The sequence below is a fragment of the Paenibacillus borealis genome, from assembly GCF_000758665.1.
In the GTDB taxonomy this organism is placed as follows: Bacteria; Bacillota; Bacilli; order Paenibacillales; family Paenibacillaceae; genus Paenibacillus_AQ; species Paenibacillus_AQ borealis.
Genome location: NZ_CP009285.1, coordinates 7,872,438 through 7,891,459, shown reverse-complemented (window position 1 = coordinate 7,891,459; position 19,022 = coordinate 7,872,438). Strand labels below are relative to the sequence as shown.

At 52.8% G+C, this 19,022-nt stretch carries 14 protein-coding genes; 13 read left to right on the top strand and 1 reads right to left on the bottom strand.

The annotated features are described in order from the left end of the window. Positions 1-17 precede the first annotated feature (17 nt). The 10 genes from PBOR_RS33520 to PBOR_RS33475 all read left to right on the top strand — a co-directional run bounded on the left by PBOR_RS33520 (position 18) and on the right by PBOR_RS33475 (position 13,151). Complete coding sequence (locus tag PBOR_RS33520; protein ID WP_042218370.1) at positions 18-1,034, top strand: potassium channel family protein; 1,017 nt, start codon at positions 18-20, stop codon at positions 1,032-1,034. A 191-nt stretch (positions 1,035-1,225) separates the two neighbouring features. Further along, a complete protein-coding gene (locus tag PBOR_RS33515; RefSeq protein WP_052429760.1) occupies positions 1,226-2,374 on the top strand; it encodes a hypothetical protein in 1,149 nt (382 codons plus the stop codon). Between the two features lie 60 nt (positions 2,375-2,434). Continuing rightward, positions 2,435-3,940 (top strand): glycan biosynthesis hexose transferase WsfD, encoded by a 1,506-nt coding sequence (wsfD, locus tag PBOR_RS33510; RefSeq protein WP_245647975.1) that lies wholly within the window; start codon positions 2,435-2,437, stop codon positions 3,938-3,940. Then, positions 3,937-5,490 carry a hypothetical protein gene (locus PBOR_RS33505; protein ID WP_042218367.1) on the top strand — a complete coding sequence of 518 codons (1,554 nt, stop codon included), beginning with the start codon at positions 3,937-3,939 and terminating at the stop codon, positions 5,488-5,490. Before wsfD ends, PBOR_RS33505 begins: the two co-directional genes overlap by 4 nt. 38 nt (positions 5,491-5,528) lie before the next feature. Then, positions 5,529-6,779, top strand: a complete 1,251-nt coding sequence (locus PBOR_RS33500) for a glycosyltransferase family 2 protein (protein ID WP_042218365.1) — start codon at positions 5,529-5,531, stop codon at positions 6,777-6,779. A gap of 42 nt (positions 6,780-6,821) precedes the next feature. Next, positions 6,822-8,918 (top strand): cellulose biosynthesis cyclic di-GMP-binding regulatory protein BcsB, encoded by a 2,097-nt coding sequence (locus PBOR_RS33495; protein WP_052429759.1) that lies wholly within the window; start codon positions 6,822-6,824, stop codon positions 8,916-8,918. Further along, the gene (locus PBOR_RS33490; protein ID WP_042218363.1) at positions 8,908-9,762 is read left to right on the top strand and encodes a diguanylate cyclase domain-containing protein; all 855 of its coding nucleotides are present in this window, start codon (positions 8,908-8,910) and stop codon (positions 9,760-9,762) included. Before PBOR_RS33495 ends, PBOR_RS33490 begins: the two co-directional genes overlap by 11 nt. Positions 9,763-9,812: 50 nt before the next feature. Beyond that, entirely contained in the window at positions 9,813-10,601 is a 789-nt protein-coding gene (locus PBOR_RS33485; RefSeq protein WP_042218361.1) for an SDR family oxidoreductase, read from the top strand. Positions 10,602-10,842: 241 nt separating this feature from the next. After that, complete coding sequence (locus PBOR_RS33480) at positions 10,843-11,091, top strand: type B 50S ribosomal protein L31 (protein ID WP_039304788.1); 249 nt, start codon at positions 10,843-10,845, stop codon at positions 11,089-11,091. Between the two features lie 485 nt (positions 11,092-11,576). Continuing rightward, on the top strand, positions 11,577-13,151 hold the full coding sequence (locus tag PBOR_RS33475; RefSeq protein WP_042218358.1) for a sensor domain-containing diguanylate cyclase: 1,575 nt from the start codon (positions 11,577-11,579) through the stop codon (positions 13,149-13,151). A gap of 90 nt (positions 13,152-13,241) precedes the next feature. On the opposite strand, the gene PBOR_RS33470 is transcribed toward PBOR_RS33475, so the two are convergent. Continuing rightward, positions 13,242-14,279, bottom strand: coding sequence for a copper amine oxidase N-terminal domain-containing protein (locus PBOR_RS33470; protein WP_042218356.1), 1,038 nt, complete (start codon positions 14,277-14,279; stop codon positions 13,242-13,244). A 148-nt stretch (positions 14,280-14,427) separates the two neighbouring features. On the opposite strand from PBOR_RS33470, the gene PBOR_RS33465 reads away from it, so the two are divergent. Genes PBOR_RS33465 through PBOR_RS33455 form a run of 3 tightly spaced genes read left to right on the top strand, consistent with a single transcriptional unit; the run spans position 14,428 to position 19,014 of the window. Next, complete coding sequence (locus PBOR_RS33465; RefSeq protein WP_042218354.1) at positions 14,428-16,998, top strand: DUF2339 domain-containing protein; 2,571 nt, start codon at positions 14,428-14,430, stop codon at positions 16,996-16,998. Continuing rightward, entirely contained in the window at positions 16,964-18,277 is a 1,314-nt protein-coding gene (locus PBOR_RS33460; protein WP_042218351.1) for a DUF3999 family protein, read from the top strand. Before PBOR_RS33465 ends, PBOR_RS33460 begins: the two co-directional genes overlap by 35 nt. Before the next feature lie 17 nt (positions 18,278-18,294). Beyond that, positions 18,295-19,014, top strand: a complete 720-nt coding sequence (locus PBOR_RS33455; protein ID WP_042218349.1) for an HAD family hydrolase — start codon at positions 18,295-18,297, stop codon at positions 19,012-19,014. Positions 19,015-19,022: the final 8 nt, after the last annotated feature.

The window sequence follows — 19,022 nt, the reverse complement described above, 5'->3', positions numbered from 1 at the left end:
GAAAGCAGGGATGAGCGTTGCATTTTCTAATCCGAATTTCCGGTAAGCTGCTTCATTTGAAAAAGAAGTCTATAGGTCTGATCATCCTGGCCTTTATCATTCTGAGTGCATCCACTGCCTTCCTGCTGGAGCCGGACACTTTTCACAGCTGGTTCAACGCCTTTTATTGGGTGATGACCACAATGGCTACCGTAGGCTACGGCGACTATTTCGCTACTACAGTCACTGGCAAGGTATTTACGATATTCTTATATATCTTTGGCATCGGTCTGCTCAGTCTGGTCATCGGTAAGATTATCGACGCCATGGGAGAGATGCAGCGCAGGAGAGGAGCCGGAACCTTGAGCTTTCACGGACATAATCATGTCGTACTGATTAACTGGAACCGCAAAACGCAGGCGGCTGTGGATGAAATTCTGTGTTATGACGGGAGTTGCAAGATCGTAATTATCGATGAGAACGGCCGCCATCCGCTGGAACAGCTGGAGCAGGTTCACTTCATTAACGGTGATGCCTCCAGTGACGATATCCTGCTGAAGGCGAACATCGGGAGCGCCAGAGCCGCGATCGTGTTCGGCGATACCCGCATAGACGAGGCCTCGCTGAGCGACGGCAAGACGCTGCTGATTGCCTCCAGCATTGAACGGATCGCCCCGCAAGTACATACCACCGTAGAAATCATGCAGGAGAAGAACATTCAGAACTTCAAGCATGTTCAGGTGAACGAGTTCGTGCTCTCCCATGATGCCATCTCCAGACTCGCGGTAAGATCTGCCCTGCAGGAAGGTAATTCCGAAGTAATTACCCAGCTGCTCAGCCGCCAGCACGGCGATGATATCTATGAGATTCCGCGCAGCCGTGCCTGGAATACCTATGGAGACGCCTTTCAGGATCTGCTGCGTCAGGGGGCAACCCTGCTGTCCGACCGTGGCGACCTTGGTATTAACCGCAAGCTGGAGCAGCCGATTCCGGGAGATGCCAGACTCTATATTGTTGCCGATGAGGTGACTTACCGGAGAATTAAAACAGGCTAAAGTATATACTGTAAACACAAGCAGGGCTGTTGGGGTCATTTTGATCCAAGCAGCCCTGCTTTTATTTGAAATAATGGGATTATCTATAAATTAGACACATATTGTTTGATAAAATAGTAAATAATGTGACATAAATTACCGTTATATTATTATGGCTGATATTAAGAATTGTCTTCTAAGGATGTGATGAATTGGGAAGCACGTTTAGCAAGGCTGCTGCTCTGGGGATATCGCTGCTCCTCTTAACCTCATGCAGCGGTAATCAGGCCCGGCCAGTGCCTTCTTCTGCGGTTACTCCTACGGGAACAATCAGGCCGGATGAGCCGATGCTTGACACGGCGGCTGAAGAACAGCAATTACTGAAATTCATAGATACGCAGCTTACTGGACCCTACGGGGTATACACGAATTGGCAGGAGACCGGTGAAGCGGCGGAGATGGCTACAGGCCATGAGATTCTAAGCGAATCCGCATCCCTTATGATGAGGGCGGCCGTGCTTAACGGCGATCAGGAGAGGTTTGACAAGCAGTGGACGCTGGCCCGCGATACCTTCGATATGGAGGGCGGCTTCAGCTACAGGTTCAGTCCTAAGCAACAGAAGCAATACACCGTCAATGCAGCGGTAGACGATCTGCGGCTGATCGGCGCGCTGTATGAAGCAGGACAGGCATTTAATCAGCCGGAGTATACGGAAGCAGCCGATAAATATGGCCGGAGATTCTATGATAATAATGTAAAAGATGGATATATGTATGATTTTTATGACAATATTTTCAAAACAACCAACGGGTTCGTAACTTTGTGTTATATTGATCTGAGTGTGTTGCGAAAATTGTCGATACCTAGCGAATTAAGCGGTATATTGTTGAATAATATGAGCGGTATTCTGGAAGACGGATATTTGTCCGACTCTTTCCCGTTCTATGAGACAAGATTTGATTACAAGACAGGCCAGTACAGTTCCGAACATATCAACACAGTAGAATCTTTGCTTACCATTCTTCATTTGGCCGAGAGCAACCGGCAGAAGCCGGCGAGTATCCGCTATATCAAAGAGCAGGTTGCGTCTGGAACGCTGTACGGGCAGTACACACGTGACGGCCAGCGGACGAATGATATCCGTTCTACGGCGATTTATGCACTCACGGCCATGATTGGCGCTGTGCTGAGAGATCAGTCTCTGTATGCGGCCAGTATTGAACGGATGAATGAATTCAGAGCCGTGAATGCTGCAAGTCCGCTGTATGGCGGATTCGGTGATGAGGCTGCCGGCCAGGCGTATTCTTTTGACAACCTGATGGCACTCCTCGCTTATTCCTATTCCAACCAACAACAATAGTAACGAAGGTGAATCCGTATGATAGACAACCCAGTGAAAACATCAATCCGGCCCAGCATAATGCTTGCAAGCCTTCGGATTACCCCGGCGTTTGCCGCGGCTTTTGGCGTATTGCTCATAACAGTCATTGCTCTCTTTACTGCGCCTTATGTGGGAATGGCGGATAACGGTGACTTTTTCCGGATTATTTATAGCAACGGACTATACTTCAACCTCCCGGATTATGACAGCCAGTATTTCGGGTATTTCGTGAAGCAGTTTGGAATCTACCAATACTATAACGAGAACAGCTCGATGCTGGTCTCCTCCCAGTCGCTGTTTATCAAGCTGGCGCTGCTCGTCAATAAGCTGATATTCAGCAAGGAAGTGTTCGATATCCGCTTTCAGGCCGCGATTTATACGCTCCTGTATGTGGCTGCTGTCTACCTTCTTATTGAAGCCGTCACGTTCAAAATGTCCCGGAAGCGGGGGATGGTTGTTGCGGTTCTGGCGATAGTTGTCTTCGGGGACACGGGGTATACCGCTTATTTCAATTCTTTCTTCGGCGAAAGCCTGGTAATGGTCACAATGATCCTGGTGTTTGCCTCATGGCTGCTGCTGTACCGCAAAAGATACAACGATTACGCCATGCTGGCGGTCCTTCTGGTCAGCACGCTGATACTAACGACCTCCAAGCAGCAAAATGCTCCGGTGGGCATGGTGATTTCCCTGCTCTCTGTCTCCCTTTTCTGGATCCGCCGGGATAAGCTGTTCCGCTGGATCACGCTTCTGTCCGCCGCTCTGATGATGTTCGCCGGTATTGCCACCTATCTTAATATCTCCAAAGAGTTCGTAAATATTAACCAGTATCATGCCATGACGCGCGGGGTGCTGATGGAATCAGAGAATCCGGAGACTGCGCTTCAATCCTTCGGGATCAATGAACAGTACGCGATCCTCAAAGAGAATACCTATTATGACCAATACGGGACAGTGGATGTGAAATCCGATTTGCTGGAGAAGGATTTCTACAGCCAATACGGTTTTGTCTCCATCCTGAAATATTATGTTACGCATCCGGACCAGTTGGGCTCGATTCTCGACACGGCTGCCGAAAGCGCCTATACAATCAAGCCGGCTGCCATGGGAAACTATGAAAAATCGGCAGGCAAGGAGTTTCGGGCGCAGAGCCATTTCTTCACTGTGTACAGTACGCTGAAGGAGAAACTGGCTCCCCGCACCTTTGCCTTCATCCTCCTCTGGATGGCTGTGATTACAGGTGTCTATATGCCTTCCTTCGTAGCAGCAGTCCGGGCGCGGGACTACCGGGGAATGCAGCGGCTGTTCGTGATTCTGGCCACAATGCTTGTCGGATTGTCCGGCATTGTAGTCTCCATTATCGGAGCAGGCGATGCCGATATTGCAAAGCATGAATTCCTGTTCACCTTAGCTTTTGACCTGATCACTTTCCAGGCCATAGCCAGCGTTATTGGCCGCGGAATCTCATCCCGGAAATCCATGCCGGCTGCACCGCCTTCCGTGCCGGCCCAGGATTATGCAGCCCTGAACAATGGGGTGAGCATTTGAAGCGCGGGGGGATCATCATTCTGCTGCTGCTGCTGGCAGGGAATCTTCTGCTGCCCGCCCCGGCAGCTTCCGCCGCCCCGGCAGCTTCCGCCGCCGCGCAGCATATTCTGCTGCTGTATGACAGCCTGGCAAAAGGTACGGGGAAGGAAGGGAATGTGGCAGAGCTGCAGCGGCTGCTCGCCGCCTACAGTACACAGGTTACGCTTAAGAATATATCCGATTATGAGCAAGGCAGCATGTCTACCTACTCCGGCATAATCACCGTCGTGAACAGTGCGGAGCTGAAGATTACGAATAGTGCTTATCTGCAGGACGCAGCCGGCTATAAAGGGTCTGTGATGTACGTCGGATACCAGCCGCCGGCCCGGGTACAGCAGGCTTTGCAGCTGAAGACAGAGGTATGGCATGGAGCAAGCGCAAGCCTCTCCATCGGCAGGTTCACCGGCATGCCGCTGGAAGTGGAAGAAATGCCGTATATCGCTGCTTCACAGGGCGACCGTACGTATGGGGAATGGTCTTTTGAAGACGGCGGGGCGAAAGTGCCTTATGCGGTAAGCAGCGGCGAAATTGCTTATGTGCCCTATCTGAAGCAGGGGGATTTAAGCAGCATGGCTGCGGCTTATGTATTGAAGGATTGGCTGAAATCCTCCGCCCAGCCCCGTACGTATCTGGTGCTCAAAGAAATCTACCCCTTCTCTGATCTGAGTCTGCTCGAGAAGACGGCAGACAAGCTGTATCAGAGCGGAATTCCATTCATCGCCAGTGTCCGGCCGGTGTTCGGCAACACCGACTTTCCGGCGATGAAGCGGTATCTGGAAGCCCTGAGAGCTGTGCAGTCCCGCAACGGCAGCATTGTAGTTAATGCTCCGGCGGTCAGACCGCCGATCAGTCTTAGTGACCGCAGTCTGCATGCGAAGATGAACAACTTCATCAATGTGCTGGTAGAGGGCGGTGTAGCCCCGCTGGGTATGGCTGCAGAAGGTTACTGGACGTATGACAAGGAGTATTCCACGGCGGGCATGGGCTTCTTCGACTCGGCGGTACTCTACGCGGATGAAGAAGCCCGATATATGGAACAGATGGACACTTCGGCGGTCTTCCCGTCCACCTTGTACAGTCTGCCGCTGGAATTCCTGCAGGGGATCAGCAGGACCGGCAAGGCGATGCCGGAGCTTCCGCTGAATGCGGCGGTTACGGTCGACTTGCCTGAGGATGAGGCTGCACTCGATAACCTGATGCAGAGTCTGGGTGAGGAGTGGTATACATTTGCCGATTATAAACGGGAAGTCCATAACGTTGCTACAGATATCAACACCATCGAAGCAGCGGATGGGGTAATTCACATCAACGGCAACAATCTGAATGTGGACTATACCCCGCAGGCAGTCATAGCTGATTACCAGTATCAGGAGGAGCAGGCTACAAGCTTCAACAGGCTTTTCAGCGTGCAGAACCAGTTTTTTATTATTGTGATCCTGATTGCACTGCTCTTGTTCGGAGGGCTGCTTACGATCGGTTACAGGCTGTACCGGAGGAAATATTTGAAATAAGGGAATCCGGAAAAATCAAACAACATTAGGAGAATAATATGACGGTCTCAGACGTGCTGATGGTCATTGCGGTGATCTGCATCTGGTCACTGCTGCTGGTGAATGTAGCGCTGATTATAGCGGGATACCTGTACTATATTGAAACTGAAAATAAGGCAGTGCCGGAGATCAAAGGTGAGTATCCGATGGTCACGATCATGGTCCCTGCACATAACGAGGGCGTGGTCATCAGCAAAACCGTTGAATCCCTGCTGGCGCTGGATTATCCGCATGACCGGTATGAGATCATCGTCATCAACGATAATTCTTCAGACAACAGCGCGGAGCTGCTGGGTGATATCCAGCGGAGGAACCCGCAGCGTAATCTGATCATCATCAATACCGATGCAGTTACCGGCGGCAAAGGCAAATCCAATGCGCTGAACATTGGCTTCACCCGCAGCAGGGGGGAGCTCATTGCTATCTACGATGCCGACAATACACCGGAACGCACAGCTTTGCGGTATCTTGTAGCGGAGATCATGAATGACTCCACACTGGGAGCGGTGATCGGCAAGTTCAGAACCCGTAACCGTGATGCAAGCCTGCTGACCCGGTTTATTAATATTGAGACCCTGTCGTTTCAATGGATGGCTCAAGCCGGGCGCTGGAAGCTGTTCAAGCTCTGTACGATTCCGGGAACGAATTTCATTATGCGCAGGTCGATTGTAGAGAGTATCGGCGGCTGGGATGTCAAGGCAATTGCTGAGGATACAGAGATTAGCTTCCGCATTTATATGATGGGATACCGGATCAAGTTCCAGCCCAAGTCGGTCACCTGGGAGCAGGAGCCGCAGACGGTGAAGGTCTGGTTCAAGCAGCGGACACGCTGGGCGAAGGGGAATATCTATGTCATTGTGAAGAATCTTCCGCTCCTCTTCGACAGACAGGCAGCGAAGATCCGCTTCGATATCCTCTATTATGTCTCGATTTATTTCCTGCTCCTGATCTCGCTGGTCACCTCTGATGTTCTGCTCGTTCTCCATGCGATGGGGTATGTTCATACGACCATTGCCGGACTCAGCAGCTTCCTGTGGCTGCTCGCCATTGTTCTGTTTGTAGTCGGGATCTTCGTTACACTGACGACGGAGAAAGGCGAGATGAGCCTGTCCAACCTGTGGATCATTCTGCTGATGTATGTTTCGTACTGTCAGCTATGGATGGTGGTCGCCGCTTACGGACTATATAACTACTTCAAAGACGTCATTTTCAAACGGGAAGCCAAGTGGTACAAAACCGAGCGCTATTAAGTGCCGGAGGAGAAGAAATAAGCGATACAGGAGATTCGGAACATGATGAAAAAACAGATATTGATAGGGCTGATTTGCCTCTCCCTTTTCCTGGTTCACATTCCTGCGGCACTGGCAGCAGCAGTGCTTCCCGGTGGCGCCAAGATGACATACGAGACTTCATTTACAGGCAGCGAGATCTCTCTCTCGGGCACAAGCTCCCAGCAGCAGTATTTCACGGTCATGGATTACTGGAACATCGATGCGGTGATGATTAATCTGCATTATCAGGTATCACAGATCAATGCGGATCAGCAGTCAAGTGTGACGCTGTCGCTTAACGGTATTCCGTTCCACTCCTTCAGACCATCTGGTGAGAATAACGGGGAGCAGAGCCTGAGCATTACGGCACCCAAAGGCTTCCTTAAGCAAGGCAGCAACACGCTAACCATTCAGGGCAATCTGAAGACGGGTACGGATGACTATCAGCTCTGCAGTGTAGATAATACGCAGGACAGCTGGCTGCATCTGTTCAATACCTCCAATATTGCCGTAAAGTATACGCCTAAAGTGATTACGGGCGGAATTGCGGATTTCAGTGCCAGGTTCTCGGGCATGGATACGGTAAAAAAAGGGGAAAGCCTGCTCGCGGTACCGGAGAATGCCAGCGGTTCTGAGCTGGAGAGCGCGACGTACGCCCTGTCAGGCTTCGCCAAAGGCAATACGCTGAACGACAAGACGATTCCTTTGCTGCCCTACCGCGAGGATACCATTGCGGACAAGCATGCAGTGGTGCTTGTAGCGATGTATGATCATCTCCCGGCCAGCTTGAAGAATCTCGTGAGCACCACGGCCGATCTCGGCACCCATGCCGTGATCCAGCTGGTGAACAAGGATTCCTCGCCGGTGCTGATCGTTACCTCCAAGGATGAGAGCCTGCTGATCAAGGCCGGACGCTTCATGGCCAGCGGGGAGCTGATGAGCCAGATCAGCAGCGACTTGAAGCTTGTGGATGATGCTACCGGTGTAGCAGACCCGGCGCCATCCATCAGCTCGAATGTTACGTTCACGGAGACCGGGGATAAGCTGAACGGACCGAACCATCAGGAGCAGACTTATTTCGTTTCGCTGCCGTCCAACCGCTCAATAGCGGATGACGGCAAAATCAGTCTCGATTTGCGCTATGCGGGGAATCTGGATTTTGAGCGCTCGCTGGTAACGGTAAGCATCAACAATACGCCGGTCGGCAGCAAGAAGCTGACGAAGGAACTGGCCAACGGTGATGTGCTGAATCTGGATGTGCCGCAGAGCCTGAACATTTCCGGCAATTTCTCCGTCACGGTAGCTTTTGATCTGGAGATGGCGAATACCATCTGCACACCTAATACGGAGCAGATGCCCTGGGCCTATATCAGCAAGGAATCCATGATGCGCCTGAATACCAAGGACCGCACAGAGCTGCTGCTGAGTAACTATCCGTACCCGTTCCTGCGCGACGGCATCTTCAACCGTGTGGCGGTTGTTCTGCCGCAGGAGATGGATGATTATTCCTATCAGAGCCTGGGCAATATCTTCAACATGCTCGGCCAATACGCCGGAGGCAATACCGGGGATGTCCATTATTACAGCGACGATGTGGCTGCTGATAATCTGAAGGACAATAATATCATTGCCATCGGTACCTATAAGAACAACAAGGTAATCCGGGACAACAATGACAGCCTTTTTTTCAAGTACAACAAAGACGGATCAACCCTGCTGTCCAATGAAAAAATAGCGATCGAAGAGCAGTACGGAGCCGGCATCGGAACGCTTCAGCTGCTGGATTCACCTTATGAGAGCGGACGGGGTCTGCTTGCGGTTACGGCGGTCAGCCCCGAGAGCTATTACCTGGCCTCGAAGCTGATTGCCAGCGAGAAAGACCGCTGGAAGGTATACGGGGACGGTGTAGTTACAGACAAAGACGGCCAGGTTAATGCTTACCGCTTCAAGACCCTCTCCGGTGCGGCAAAAGATTCAACGATCGCGCAGATTATCGAGCGTTCAGACGTTCTGGGCTTTGTGGTCGCGGCCGTACTCATCATCACGCTGGTCATAGTATCGCTGCTTCTCCTGCTCCGCAAACATATGAAGAAACGTGGTGATAAGCGTGAGACGTAACCGCAGCAGCCTGATCTCCGATCTCGGGTTTCTGGCCTTCCTGGTCCTGATGTTTGCCTGCACCGTGTTCATTGCCGGCTCCCCCGATCACTATATACAGAACATCATTATTCTGAATGTGGCCTTCCTGCTTGCGCTGGTCACATATTTCACCACGGTAACTGCGGGACTGACGCTGAATCTGGCGTTTATCTTCGGCTACGGCTTCTTCGTGGTCTATCAGACGGTGTCCGAAGGGGCAACGATTGGCGTAAATACGTACTTCTGGCTGATTATGACCCCGCTGATTACAGTCGTCATCTGGGTCTTCACCTCCAGCAGCCGTGAGCTGCAGGCCGAGAATGAGCGCCTGCAGAAGCGGACGGCCAATCTCGCCACGGTGGATGAGAACACGGATCTGCGCAACAGCATTTCGTTTCAGAAGGATGCCAGCCTGTTCACCGGGATATCGACACGTTATCACATTCCGCTGACACTGCTTGTCGTCAAGGTGAAATACTGGAATGAGATCCGCCGTCTGATTCCGGAGGAGCAGCTGTCCGAAGCGATCTATGATGTTTCCCAGCTCAGCCAGTCCAGTATCCGCACCAATGACGCGCTGTATCTGCTGGACAAGGAGGATGCCACCTGGGGGCTTCTGCTCTTCACGGACCGTGAAGGGGCCAAGATTGTCATTGAGCGGATCAAGCTCCGGCTGCAGGATCTGAATGATACCGAATTCTCCGGGAAGTATAAAGTGAACCTGGGTCTGAAGATCGGTGCGGTGGAGTACGAGGCCGACAAGATTGAGAACCCGCTGGATTTCATTGTTCAAGCCAAAAAACAGCTCGAATACGATGTATAATGCAGATTAGAGGTTCTTGTTTCAATCCAATCTGACAGGAGGACATCATTATGGATTTGGGTCTTGGAGGAAAGTCGGTACTAGTATCCGCCGCCAGCAAAGGGCTGGGGCTGGCAACCGCACTGGAATATGCGCGTGAGGGCGCGCGCGTGACCATCGCGAGCCGGAGTCTGCCGCAGCTGGAAACGGCGCGGCAGGCAATTCTGGAGGCCACGGGGCAAGAGATTGCCGTGGTGGACATGGACGTGACCCGCCCGGAGGATATTGTACGGGCGGTACGGACGGCCGCCGAATATGGAGGCGGCCTCGACGTGCTTGTCACGAACGCCGGCGGGCCTCCGGGCGGCGGCTTCGGGGATATGGCCGACGCGGACTGGAGCGGCGGCTTCGAGCTTACGCTGATGAGTACGGTCCGCCTGATCCGTGAGGCGCTGCCGCATATGCGCAGCGCTGGCGGAGGGCGGATTGTCAGCATCAGCTCGGTCTCGATCAAGCAGCCGATTCAGGGGCTGATTCTCTCGAATGTGTTCCGCGCAGGGGTGAACGCGCTGAACAAGAGCCTGGCCACAGAGCTTGCGCCCGAAGGCATTCTAATCAACAGTCTGGCACCCGGACGCATTGGTACAGACCGGATCCTCCAGCTTGACGGCAAACGTGCGGAAGCGGTGGGAACTTCCCTTGAAGAGGTTCAGGCGGAGGCGCTGAAGGGCATTCCTCTTGGGAGAACGGGGACGCCGGAGGAGTTCGGTAAGGCTGCGGTATTTCTCGGTTCTTTTGCCAACACTTATATTACCGGCCAGTCCCTGCTTATCGACGGCGGAATGGTGAAATCGCTCTAACGTTCATCTCTAAGGGAGTTGCGGAGCGGCCCGGTTCGGATGCTGATTTGCAGGGTGACAAAGTCTCCGATTTCCGGCTCAAAAGGTTGACTCCAGGCCCGCTTTCACGTATGATAGTATGGCGTGTAAAAATCGGAAGATTTACGCATCTCCCTTTGTCTAACCAGAATTATTAAATAGACCAAGAGATGGCTTCATAATACTATAGAAGTTGTATTAGTACGGAAAGGAGGTTATTACAATGAAAGAAGGCATACACCCTAAGTTCAACCAGGTTATCTTCTTCGATGCAAGCGTAGGCTACAAATTCCTGAGCTCGTCCACCAAGTCTTCCGGTGAAACGATGGAATGGGAAGACGGCAACACTTATCCAGTGATCCGTGTAGACTCCAGCTCCGCATCCCACCCGTTCTACACAGGTAAACAAAGAGATACCGAAACTGGCGGCCGTGTTGACAAGTTCAAACAACGGTTGGCTCAGAAGAAATAATGGTATTCCTACTATAGAGGATATTCCCGCATCCATGCAGATGGTGAAGGAGTGTCCTCTTTGTTTATATACGCTTGTTTAAGCGGCCTGTATAGCGGGTATTAATGCTTAGGTGGGAAGTGGAAGGTATCAATTGACGTTTGGAAGGGCATGCCTGCGTGTTTTCCGAAAGGTAGTTGATTAACCCATGTACTACTTGAAAAGACGGAGAAGATCGAGATTACGCCGATTCTACTCCGGTTTAGCACCCTAGCAACTGGATCCCTGCATAATTATAAATTCGCTTCTCACCTTTTGAAGGCTCTACGGGCTGCCCGTAGGGTCTTCGTGTATGTTCGGGCATCTCCTTCGGGCATCTCCATAGAAACGGCAGGCGGATGATTGTACTTTGGGTACAGATAGTATATTTTGACAGAATGATTCATTTGTACGAAAGAGTAGGATATAATAAGGCAAAGCTATCTCAAAAATAGGAGAAATATGACATGCCGTGGATGCAGGGTTATCCTTATTATTTGGTAATGGGCAGCGTTCTAAGTCTCTACATGGGCATCGGTTCTTTCAAGCACCGCCACACCCCGGGAAGATGCTACTTATGGATATTAATGCTGCTGGTCAGCCTGATATTCGCGGCTACGGCCGGAGAGATTCTGTCGGATTCCTTTCAGGTCAAGCTATGGTGGAAGAATTTGCAGCAGGGCCCGCTTTTTTTGAGTGCGATCTTTACCTATGTCGTTATTAAAGAGTATGTTTCCCGTTCCTCTGAGGGTTTGGCCAAGAGGCTTATTTACTTTTGTATCCCGGTTGTGCTTGACGTTGTGCTGATCTTTACCGATTCCTATCATCATCTGATGCGCAGTGAAGTCGGCCTCGCAACGGTGGCAGGGATTACGGGAATTGCCGTGAAGCCTACGGTATTAAGCATGACCCTTATCGCGTACGACCAGCTGTTTGGATTGTATGCTGTTTATTTGCTGGCGATCTCCCTCCTGAATGCTCCCAAATATTATTTCCGCCGTAATCTGATGCTGCTGTTCGGGCTGCTGATTCCTGTACTGTCGGTCTTTCTGCTTCCGCTGCTCAAAATTACGATTACCGGGTTCACCGCATTTACCTATCTTCCGCCCATCGTCGCTGCGTACCTGTCTTTGTTCCGTGATCCGCGGCTCTCCTTGTATCCGCTTGCCAAGAATAAGATCTTCGAGAATATGAAAGACGGCATTGTGCTGACGGACCGCTATGACCAGATTATTGATGTCAATGAAGCTGCGGACGCGATGCTCTCCGAACTGCTGGAGGAGAAGGCGGAAACCTGGAGGGGCCGAAGCATACATCTGCTGCTGAAGCGGTACGGCCAGCTCTCCGACCATTATGCCAAGCGGATTGAAGGGCAGTTCGAGATTGAGCCTTCCGGCAAGGATGGTGCCTGCTTCGGCATCGCACTCATTGCCACGGAGCGTACCCGCGCAGAGACCACAGGCATGCTCATGGTCTTCAGTGATCTAAGTGAGAAGAAGAGGTATGAACGCGAGCTGCTGCATCAGGCTACGGTTGATGATCTGACCGGACTGTACAACCGCAGGCATTTCATGAGGCTGGTGCAGAATTATTCTGTGCAGCACGGGGCGGGAATGGCGCTTCTGCTGTTCGATATCGATGATTTCAAGTTAATTAATGATACATATGGACATCTGGCCGGTGATCAGGCACTGGTAGATTTGTCCCGGAAGATTATGAACGTGTACCAGAATAACGGAATTTCCGGCCGGGTGGGGGGCGAGGAGTTCGCGGTCTGCTTCTTTGCCGGCAGCGAGGCCGAAGCCCTGAGGGAAGCGGAGAATTTCCGCGCTACCATGGGCAAGCATGTCGTCCTGCTGGAAGAGGGGTACAGCATCCAGCTGACCGTCAGCATTGGCATCGCCTTCACAGAGCGCAGCGACGTGACCTTCGAGGATTTATACCGCGAGGCGGACGAAGCCCTGTATCAATCCAAGGCTAAAGGCAAGAACAGGGTGACCCTAGGCCGCCAGCCCGCTGTGCGGCAGGCGGTCAAGGGTTAGCCGGGTTCGGACAACATACAGCAAAGCCCCCGGTTTCTGCCGATGCAGAAGCCGGGGGCTTTTTAATGAAACTGTAATCATTAATATTCTTTAGGGCTGTACGGTCTCCACGACGACTTTGAGCGCGGTTCCGATCGGTGGCAGACTCCGGGTCATTACAGGGGAGTAGAAGCCGATAACGGTATTACCTTGAACCAGAGCAGACTGCTCAACAGCCTCTCCGCTCTCATTCACCAGCAGCGTATCGTCCGTCAGGCGAAGCACGATCTCGCTTTGCGACAGGTCGCTGAGGGCATTGCCTTTGATGCGCAGGCTGAGTGAGCTGTCTTCGGCCTTGATAATCTCTTCAAGAGAGCCTTCCGTACCCAGCACATCAGCCTGAACCTTGGTATCCTGGACGGTTATCCGGTAAGCCGGGGTTTGCGGCGGCAGGCTGAGGGTGGCGAACATTGCATGCTCGGCCTCTACCGTCATACCGATCTGAAGATCGGCCAAAGCCAGCTTGGTGCCGTCGGCCTTCTCATATACCGTATCTCCGCTGACATTCAGTACGATCCCGGCTGTTCCGGTACCCTTGATCTGAATGGAGGAAGTGTTGCCGGAGTTCCGGATGGCGGTGATGACACCTGTCTCAAGGACATGCTCTGCGGCTGAAGTGATCACGATATTCTTCCCCTCCACACTAACTGTCTGATGCAGCACCTCACTTACAAAGGATGCGGGAACATACAGCTTGTCTGCCTTAGTCAGCGGTGCCGTTCCAAGTGAGGTATACATTTTATTGATCACATATCGGTCTTGCCCGCTCTTCACGGTTGTAAATATATTTCCTTTATTCAAATCTACAGCTTTGGTTGCCGTGTTCCAGGTAATCTTGAAGCCCAGTGACTCAGCGACGGTGCGCAGCGGAATCAGCGGTTCTTTGGTGCCGGAAGGCTGAAAGCCGGTGTCTGTGATGGCTGCGCCGTTAATGGCAATGGAATACGTGCTTAGTGAGGTGCCGGCTTTGCTCTGGGCAGCCTTGGTCTGATTTGAGTTTGTTGCTGCAGGGGCAGCGGAGACCACTCCGGTAGTGAGGGCCAGCGACAGCGTCAATAGTGCTGCGCTTGTTCTTAGAGAAGTTTTCATGGGACAGCTCCTTTAGTCAAGTTAGTAGGATGAATATGTGTTGTCTCTCTAACGCAGGCAGGGCTCAATATGTTGCACTGGATTACCTGGGCATATATAGTAAAATGAAAATATTAACAATTGCTGATAGCAGGCACTGGGGGGCGCTATGGAGGATTTCAGAGATCGGCTGAGGGCTGTACAACAGCAGCAGGACGGGCTTTTGAAAGAATACCAGGCTTTGATTGAGGAGTATGAGAGCAGTGATTTGGTTCATGAGAACGAGGCGCTGAAGAAGGAGAATGAAGAGAATAAGCTCATTCTCAGGGAGCTCAAGATTCAGGCTTCTATACTGCGGCAGGATAACTCGGAGCTGCGGACCGCACTGACGGAGCAGATTCTGGACGAGAAGCTAGGCATTCTGCGGGTATCGCGGCAGAAGCTGCAGACTTACTTTGCCTCGCAGAACAATGCCTACCTTGACAGGCTGACCTCCTTCGAGCTGGAGACCAGGCAGCGTATCGAGGTTACGTTCAGACGAGCCAAAGCCGGGCTCGGGCAAGACCAGGCGCAGATTGCCGCCATGCTGGGAGCAGTGCAAGGGAAGCTGAACGAGAGCATTCTGCTGCGCAGAAAGTGGCAGCGGGAGGCGGAGCAGTCACTGACTGGAACGCTTGACAGCCATATGGATGCCTTTGCCGCGGAGGGAGTCAGTGAGGAGACGCTGCTGCGCCGCCGTAAGCAGAACCGGATTGAAATGAAGATCGGGCTGAACTGGATCAACCGTCTGGGAATTCTGCTGCTGATTCTGGCGGTGGGTGCCGGGTTCAGATACAGTTACTCCACCTGGTTCAACGATTATATGAAGGGCAGTGCCTTCTTTCTGCTGGGCGCCATCATGCTGGGGGGCGGCGAGTGGCTGTTCCGCAAAGGCAGAGGGGCTTTTGCATTGGGTCTGATTGGAGGCGGAGTGTCCGTACTCTACGGCTCGGTCTTTTACAGCTACTTCTTATTGGAGATTATCGGTTTATGGGCCGGGATCGGTCTATCGGTACTGGTCACTCTATCCGCTGTGCTGCTGTCGCTGCGTTATGAGTCACGGACGATCTGTTCCATGGGACTTGTCGGCGGTTATCTGCCGCTGTTCTCTTATATAGGGGCGTTCGGGCTGGAAGGCAGCGCAGTATACGTGGCGATGGGGTATCTGTTCGTGCTGAACCTGCTCATTCTGCTGATCTCCCTGCGCAAGCGCTGGGTGATTGTCAGTTACATCAGCTTCCTGTTCAATATACCCTCCATGCTGCTGCTGATTAATCTCTCAGACAGCAGTGCAGCAGGTATGCTCTGCGCTGTGCTGACCTTCGCCATGTACCTGGGCATCACGCTCTGGTATCCGTTCAAATACAAGACGAAGCTTGCCTGGCTGGATTTCTGCCTGCTCGGCTGCAACACGGCCATCAGCTGTGCAACATTGTATATTCTTTTTCTGGATGCAGGTCTGGGCGAATTCAAGGGTGCGCTTGCCTTGTTCTTCTGTCTGATGTACCTGGGACTTGGCGTTCTGCTGGAGAAGCGGATGCCGCAGGAACGGGAGAGCAGACTGCTCTTCTACGCCACCTCTCTGACCTTTGCCGTACTGATGATCCCGTTCCAGTTAGGGACTGCCTGGTGGTCCATCGGCTGGCTGGTGGAAGGGGTGGTATTGACGGTCTACGGCCATCTGTACCGTTTCAAGGAGGTAGAACGCTCGGGCTGGGGGATTCTCCTGCTCTGCCTGGGGACGTTCTTCGGCATCGACGGGCTGCTGCGCGTGTCCGAGCTTAATCCTGTGGTCCGCTACAGCAATCCGTATTTTGAGCTGAAATACACCTTTATTACTGCGGGGATGGCTACTGTAGCCTTGTTCTATGCGGTCCGCCACTCCCGGGAGGAGAACCTGCTCCGCAGCTCACCTGCCGAGGTGCAGGCTATAGTCTGGTTCAAATATGCTGCGATCCTGAATTTCTATGTATATCTTGTGTATGAAGCCTTGCGTCTGTTCGACCGGGCAGTTCCGGAAGATATGGGACACAGTGCGTTCTACAAGCTGCTGCTGGCAGCCTTGCTCACGGCCGGCCTTGCCTACGTGCTTCCGAAGGTTAAGGTGCTCTATGATACGGCGGTCGGCTATATGGTCACGCTGATGTACGGGATCACTTATGCTATCTGCATCGGCATCACGCTCGGCATACCCAGCCTGCAAGGCGGATGGTCCGGAAGCTCCGGGGCAGATCTTCTGGTGCTGGGCCTGCTTATCCTCTTCAATCTGTTCGTGTGGTTCAGCGGCGGAAGACTGCTGCGGACAACGCTCCTGCGCGATTACAAGAACATAGAGCTGGTTCCGGTGGCTATGGGCATCTATCTGCTGGTGATGATTACTGCTTTCCTTGGGGTGCAGATCCGGCTGCATGATGGCGGACTGGCTTTCAGTCTGGTCTACCTGCTGCTCTCGGTGCTGTTCATTATGTACGGCTTCCGCAAGCGGTATCTGTACATCCGCCGTCTCGGACTGGGGCTGTCGCTGCTGGCAACCGGCAAGCTGCTGCTCTATGATCTGACCCTGCTGAACACCGGCAGCAAGATCGTTGCTTATTTCAGCTTCGGACTCTGCCTGCTGGGGATTTCATATCTCTATCAGCGGATATCGGCCAGAATGGAGGAAGCTTATGCGCTCGCAGAGAAAGACCGGCTGGAGAGCTAGAACGGCAGTGCTGCTCGCGGGGCTGGGCGGAATGATGCTGTTCACCTCCGCCTATCCTGCACAGGGCATGGCAGCGTCCGGCTGGGCGGAGAAGGCTGAGAGCGGACAGTGGAAGGTCTCGCGGGCCATCGGGATTCCTGAGCCGGCCCCTTATTATGAGCTATATCTGGATGAAGGCGTATACGCCTTGGCAGCAGAGGATTTGCGCGATCTGCGTATTACCGGCAGCACCGGGGAGCCGGTTCCTTATTATCTGGAGAGTGGAGAGGAGACGGTGGAGGCGCGCAGCACAGCCTATTCATCGATTCTGATTCACCGGGCGGACAAAGGGGCGGACACCCTGCTGGATTACCGGATTACACCGCTTGCCGAGCATGTGGATATTCAGGGAAACAAGCTGGTGTTTGAGCTTCCGGACGAGTCTTTCCTGAAGCATGTGGAGGTGTGGGGAGGTTATGACGGGAATGCCTGGGAGCCGCTGGCCAAAGGGGATTTATACGCTACGAATGGGTTAAGTGCGGACAGCATTGAGCTGGAGGGCAGCTACAAGTTCAGCTTTTACCGGCTCGTGGTAAAGAGCAATCCGGAGGGGCTGGATTTCCCCGGCCTGACCCTGGTGGACAGCAGCCGAGAGGTAAAGATGGCCGGATTCATGCGGCAGAAGACACCTCCGTATGAGATCAGCCAGGCGGAAAACCGGACCGAGATCGTCATCAGCAATAAGGACCGGCTGAAAATTACCAAGCTGACGCTCGGCAGCACCGGGAATTTCTCACGGCGGTATGAGCTCTATGACAGTGAAGGTATAAGGATACCAGTGGCAGGCAGCGGGGAACTGTACCGGCTCGATTTCAAGGATACCCGGATTTCGCAGACGGACATCCGGCTGCTTAACGCATCCTCTTCCTCCGCCCTGCGGATTCTGATTTATAATCTGGATGATGCCCCGATCTCCATTGCCGGCCTGAAGGCCGAATATCTGGTGGACCGGCTTGTCTTTGCGGGAGGAGAGCAGGAGACCGGGTCTTATTCGCTGATCTACGGCAATGCCCTGGCACTCGCTCCGCAGTATGATATTATTAACTTCAAAGACCAGATTGCAGGGGGCAAGCTGGTCACAGCCACGCTGGGTGCCGAGAATATTATACCCGAAGCAGCAGCAGAGCCTCCGGCACAAAGCGGATGGTTCCAGAGTGAGTGGGGATTCAACCTTATTATTATCGCGGTCTCCCTGCTGCTTATTCTCATAGTGGCCCGTAAGCTGGGCCGGACGAAATAGGGAGGGATGCCGGATCTATGTACCAGACTTATATTTTCGATCTATATGGAACATTAATTGATATTGAGACCGATGAAGAGCATCCGGGGGTATGGAAGCGGCTGGCCCTTCATTTCAGTTATCACGGGCTGCGCACGTCAGGGGCGGAGCTGGAGTCCCGTTTCCTTGCGGAGCGTGACCGTCAGCTTCAAGCCGCTGCACAGAAATGCCGTTATCCCGATTTTGTCATGGAAGAGGTCTTCCGTGCCGTGGCCCGCGACTTAGGGGGGAATCCCGGGCAGGCCTGGCTGCATGAGACGGTCAGATGGCTGCGGACCTTATCCATGAAGCATATCGCGCTCTATGACGGAGTACCGGAGATTCTCCGGACCTTGCGGTCGGGCGGCAAGAAGGTCTATCTGCTCTCGAATGGCCAGAAGACCTTCATTGAAGCGGAATTAACCATGCTGAACATTCTGCATTTTTTCCATGGTGTCGCCATTTCCTCCGAAGCCGGGATAAGCAAGCCTGACCCGCTTTTTTACCGCTACTTAGCGGATAACTATGGTGCCGATCTAAGTTCGGCGATTATGATCGGCAACGATCCGCGTACGGATATTGCCGGAGCGGAAACAATCGGCATTGATTCGTGTTATATTCATACAGCCTCCTCTCCGGATAACGTTCCGGTGAAGAGCACGGTGCAGATCTGGGATGGGGATATCCGCAAAATTCCGGGCTGGAGCCTGCAGAAATGAACTGGCAG

Excerpts from the sequence above, each read along its gene's own strand:
- wsfD (WP_245647975.1), top strand. The coding sequence starts at position 2,435 with ATGCTTGCAAGCCTTCGGATTACCCCGGCGTTTGCCGCGGCTTTTGGC.
- PBOR_RS33460 (WP_042218351.1), top strand. The coding sequence starts at position 16,964 with ATGCGCTCGCAGAGAAAGACCGGCTGGAGAGCTAGAACGGCAGTGCTG.
- PBOR_RS33485 (WP_042218361.1), top strand. The coding sequence starts at position 9,813 with ATGGATTTGGGTCTTGGAGGAAAGTCGGTACTAGTATCCGCCGCCAGC.
- PBOR_RS33455 (WP_042218349.1), top strand. The coding sequence starts at position 18,295 with ATGTACCAGACTTATATTTTCGATCTATATGGAACATTAATTGATATT.
- PBOR_RS33470 (WP_042218356.1), bottom strand. The coding sequence starts at position 14,279 with ATGAAAACTTCTCTAAGAACAAGCGCAGCACTATTGACGCTGTCGCTG.
- PBOR_RS33495 (WP_052429759.1), top strand. The coding sequence starts at position 6,822 with ATGATGAAAAAACAGATATTGATAGGGCTGATTTGCCTCTCCCTTTTC.
- PBOR_RS33480 (WP_039304788.1), top strand. The coding sequence starts at position 10,843 with ATGAAAGAAGGCATACACCCTAAGTTCAACCAGGTTATCTTCTTCGAT.
- PBOR_RS33465 (WP_042218354.1), top strand. The coding sequence starts at position 14,428 with ATGGAGGATTTCAGAGATCGGCTGAGGGCTGTACAACAGCAGCAGGAC.
- PBOR_RS33475 (WP_042218358.1), top strand. The coding sequence starts at position 11,577 with ATGCCGTGGATGCAGGGTTATCCTTATTATTTGGTAATGGGCAGCGTT.
- PBOR_RS33500 (WP_042218365.1), top strand. The coding sequence starts at position 5,529 with ATGACGGTCTCAGACGTGCTGATGGTCATTGCGGTGATCTGCATCTGG.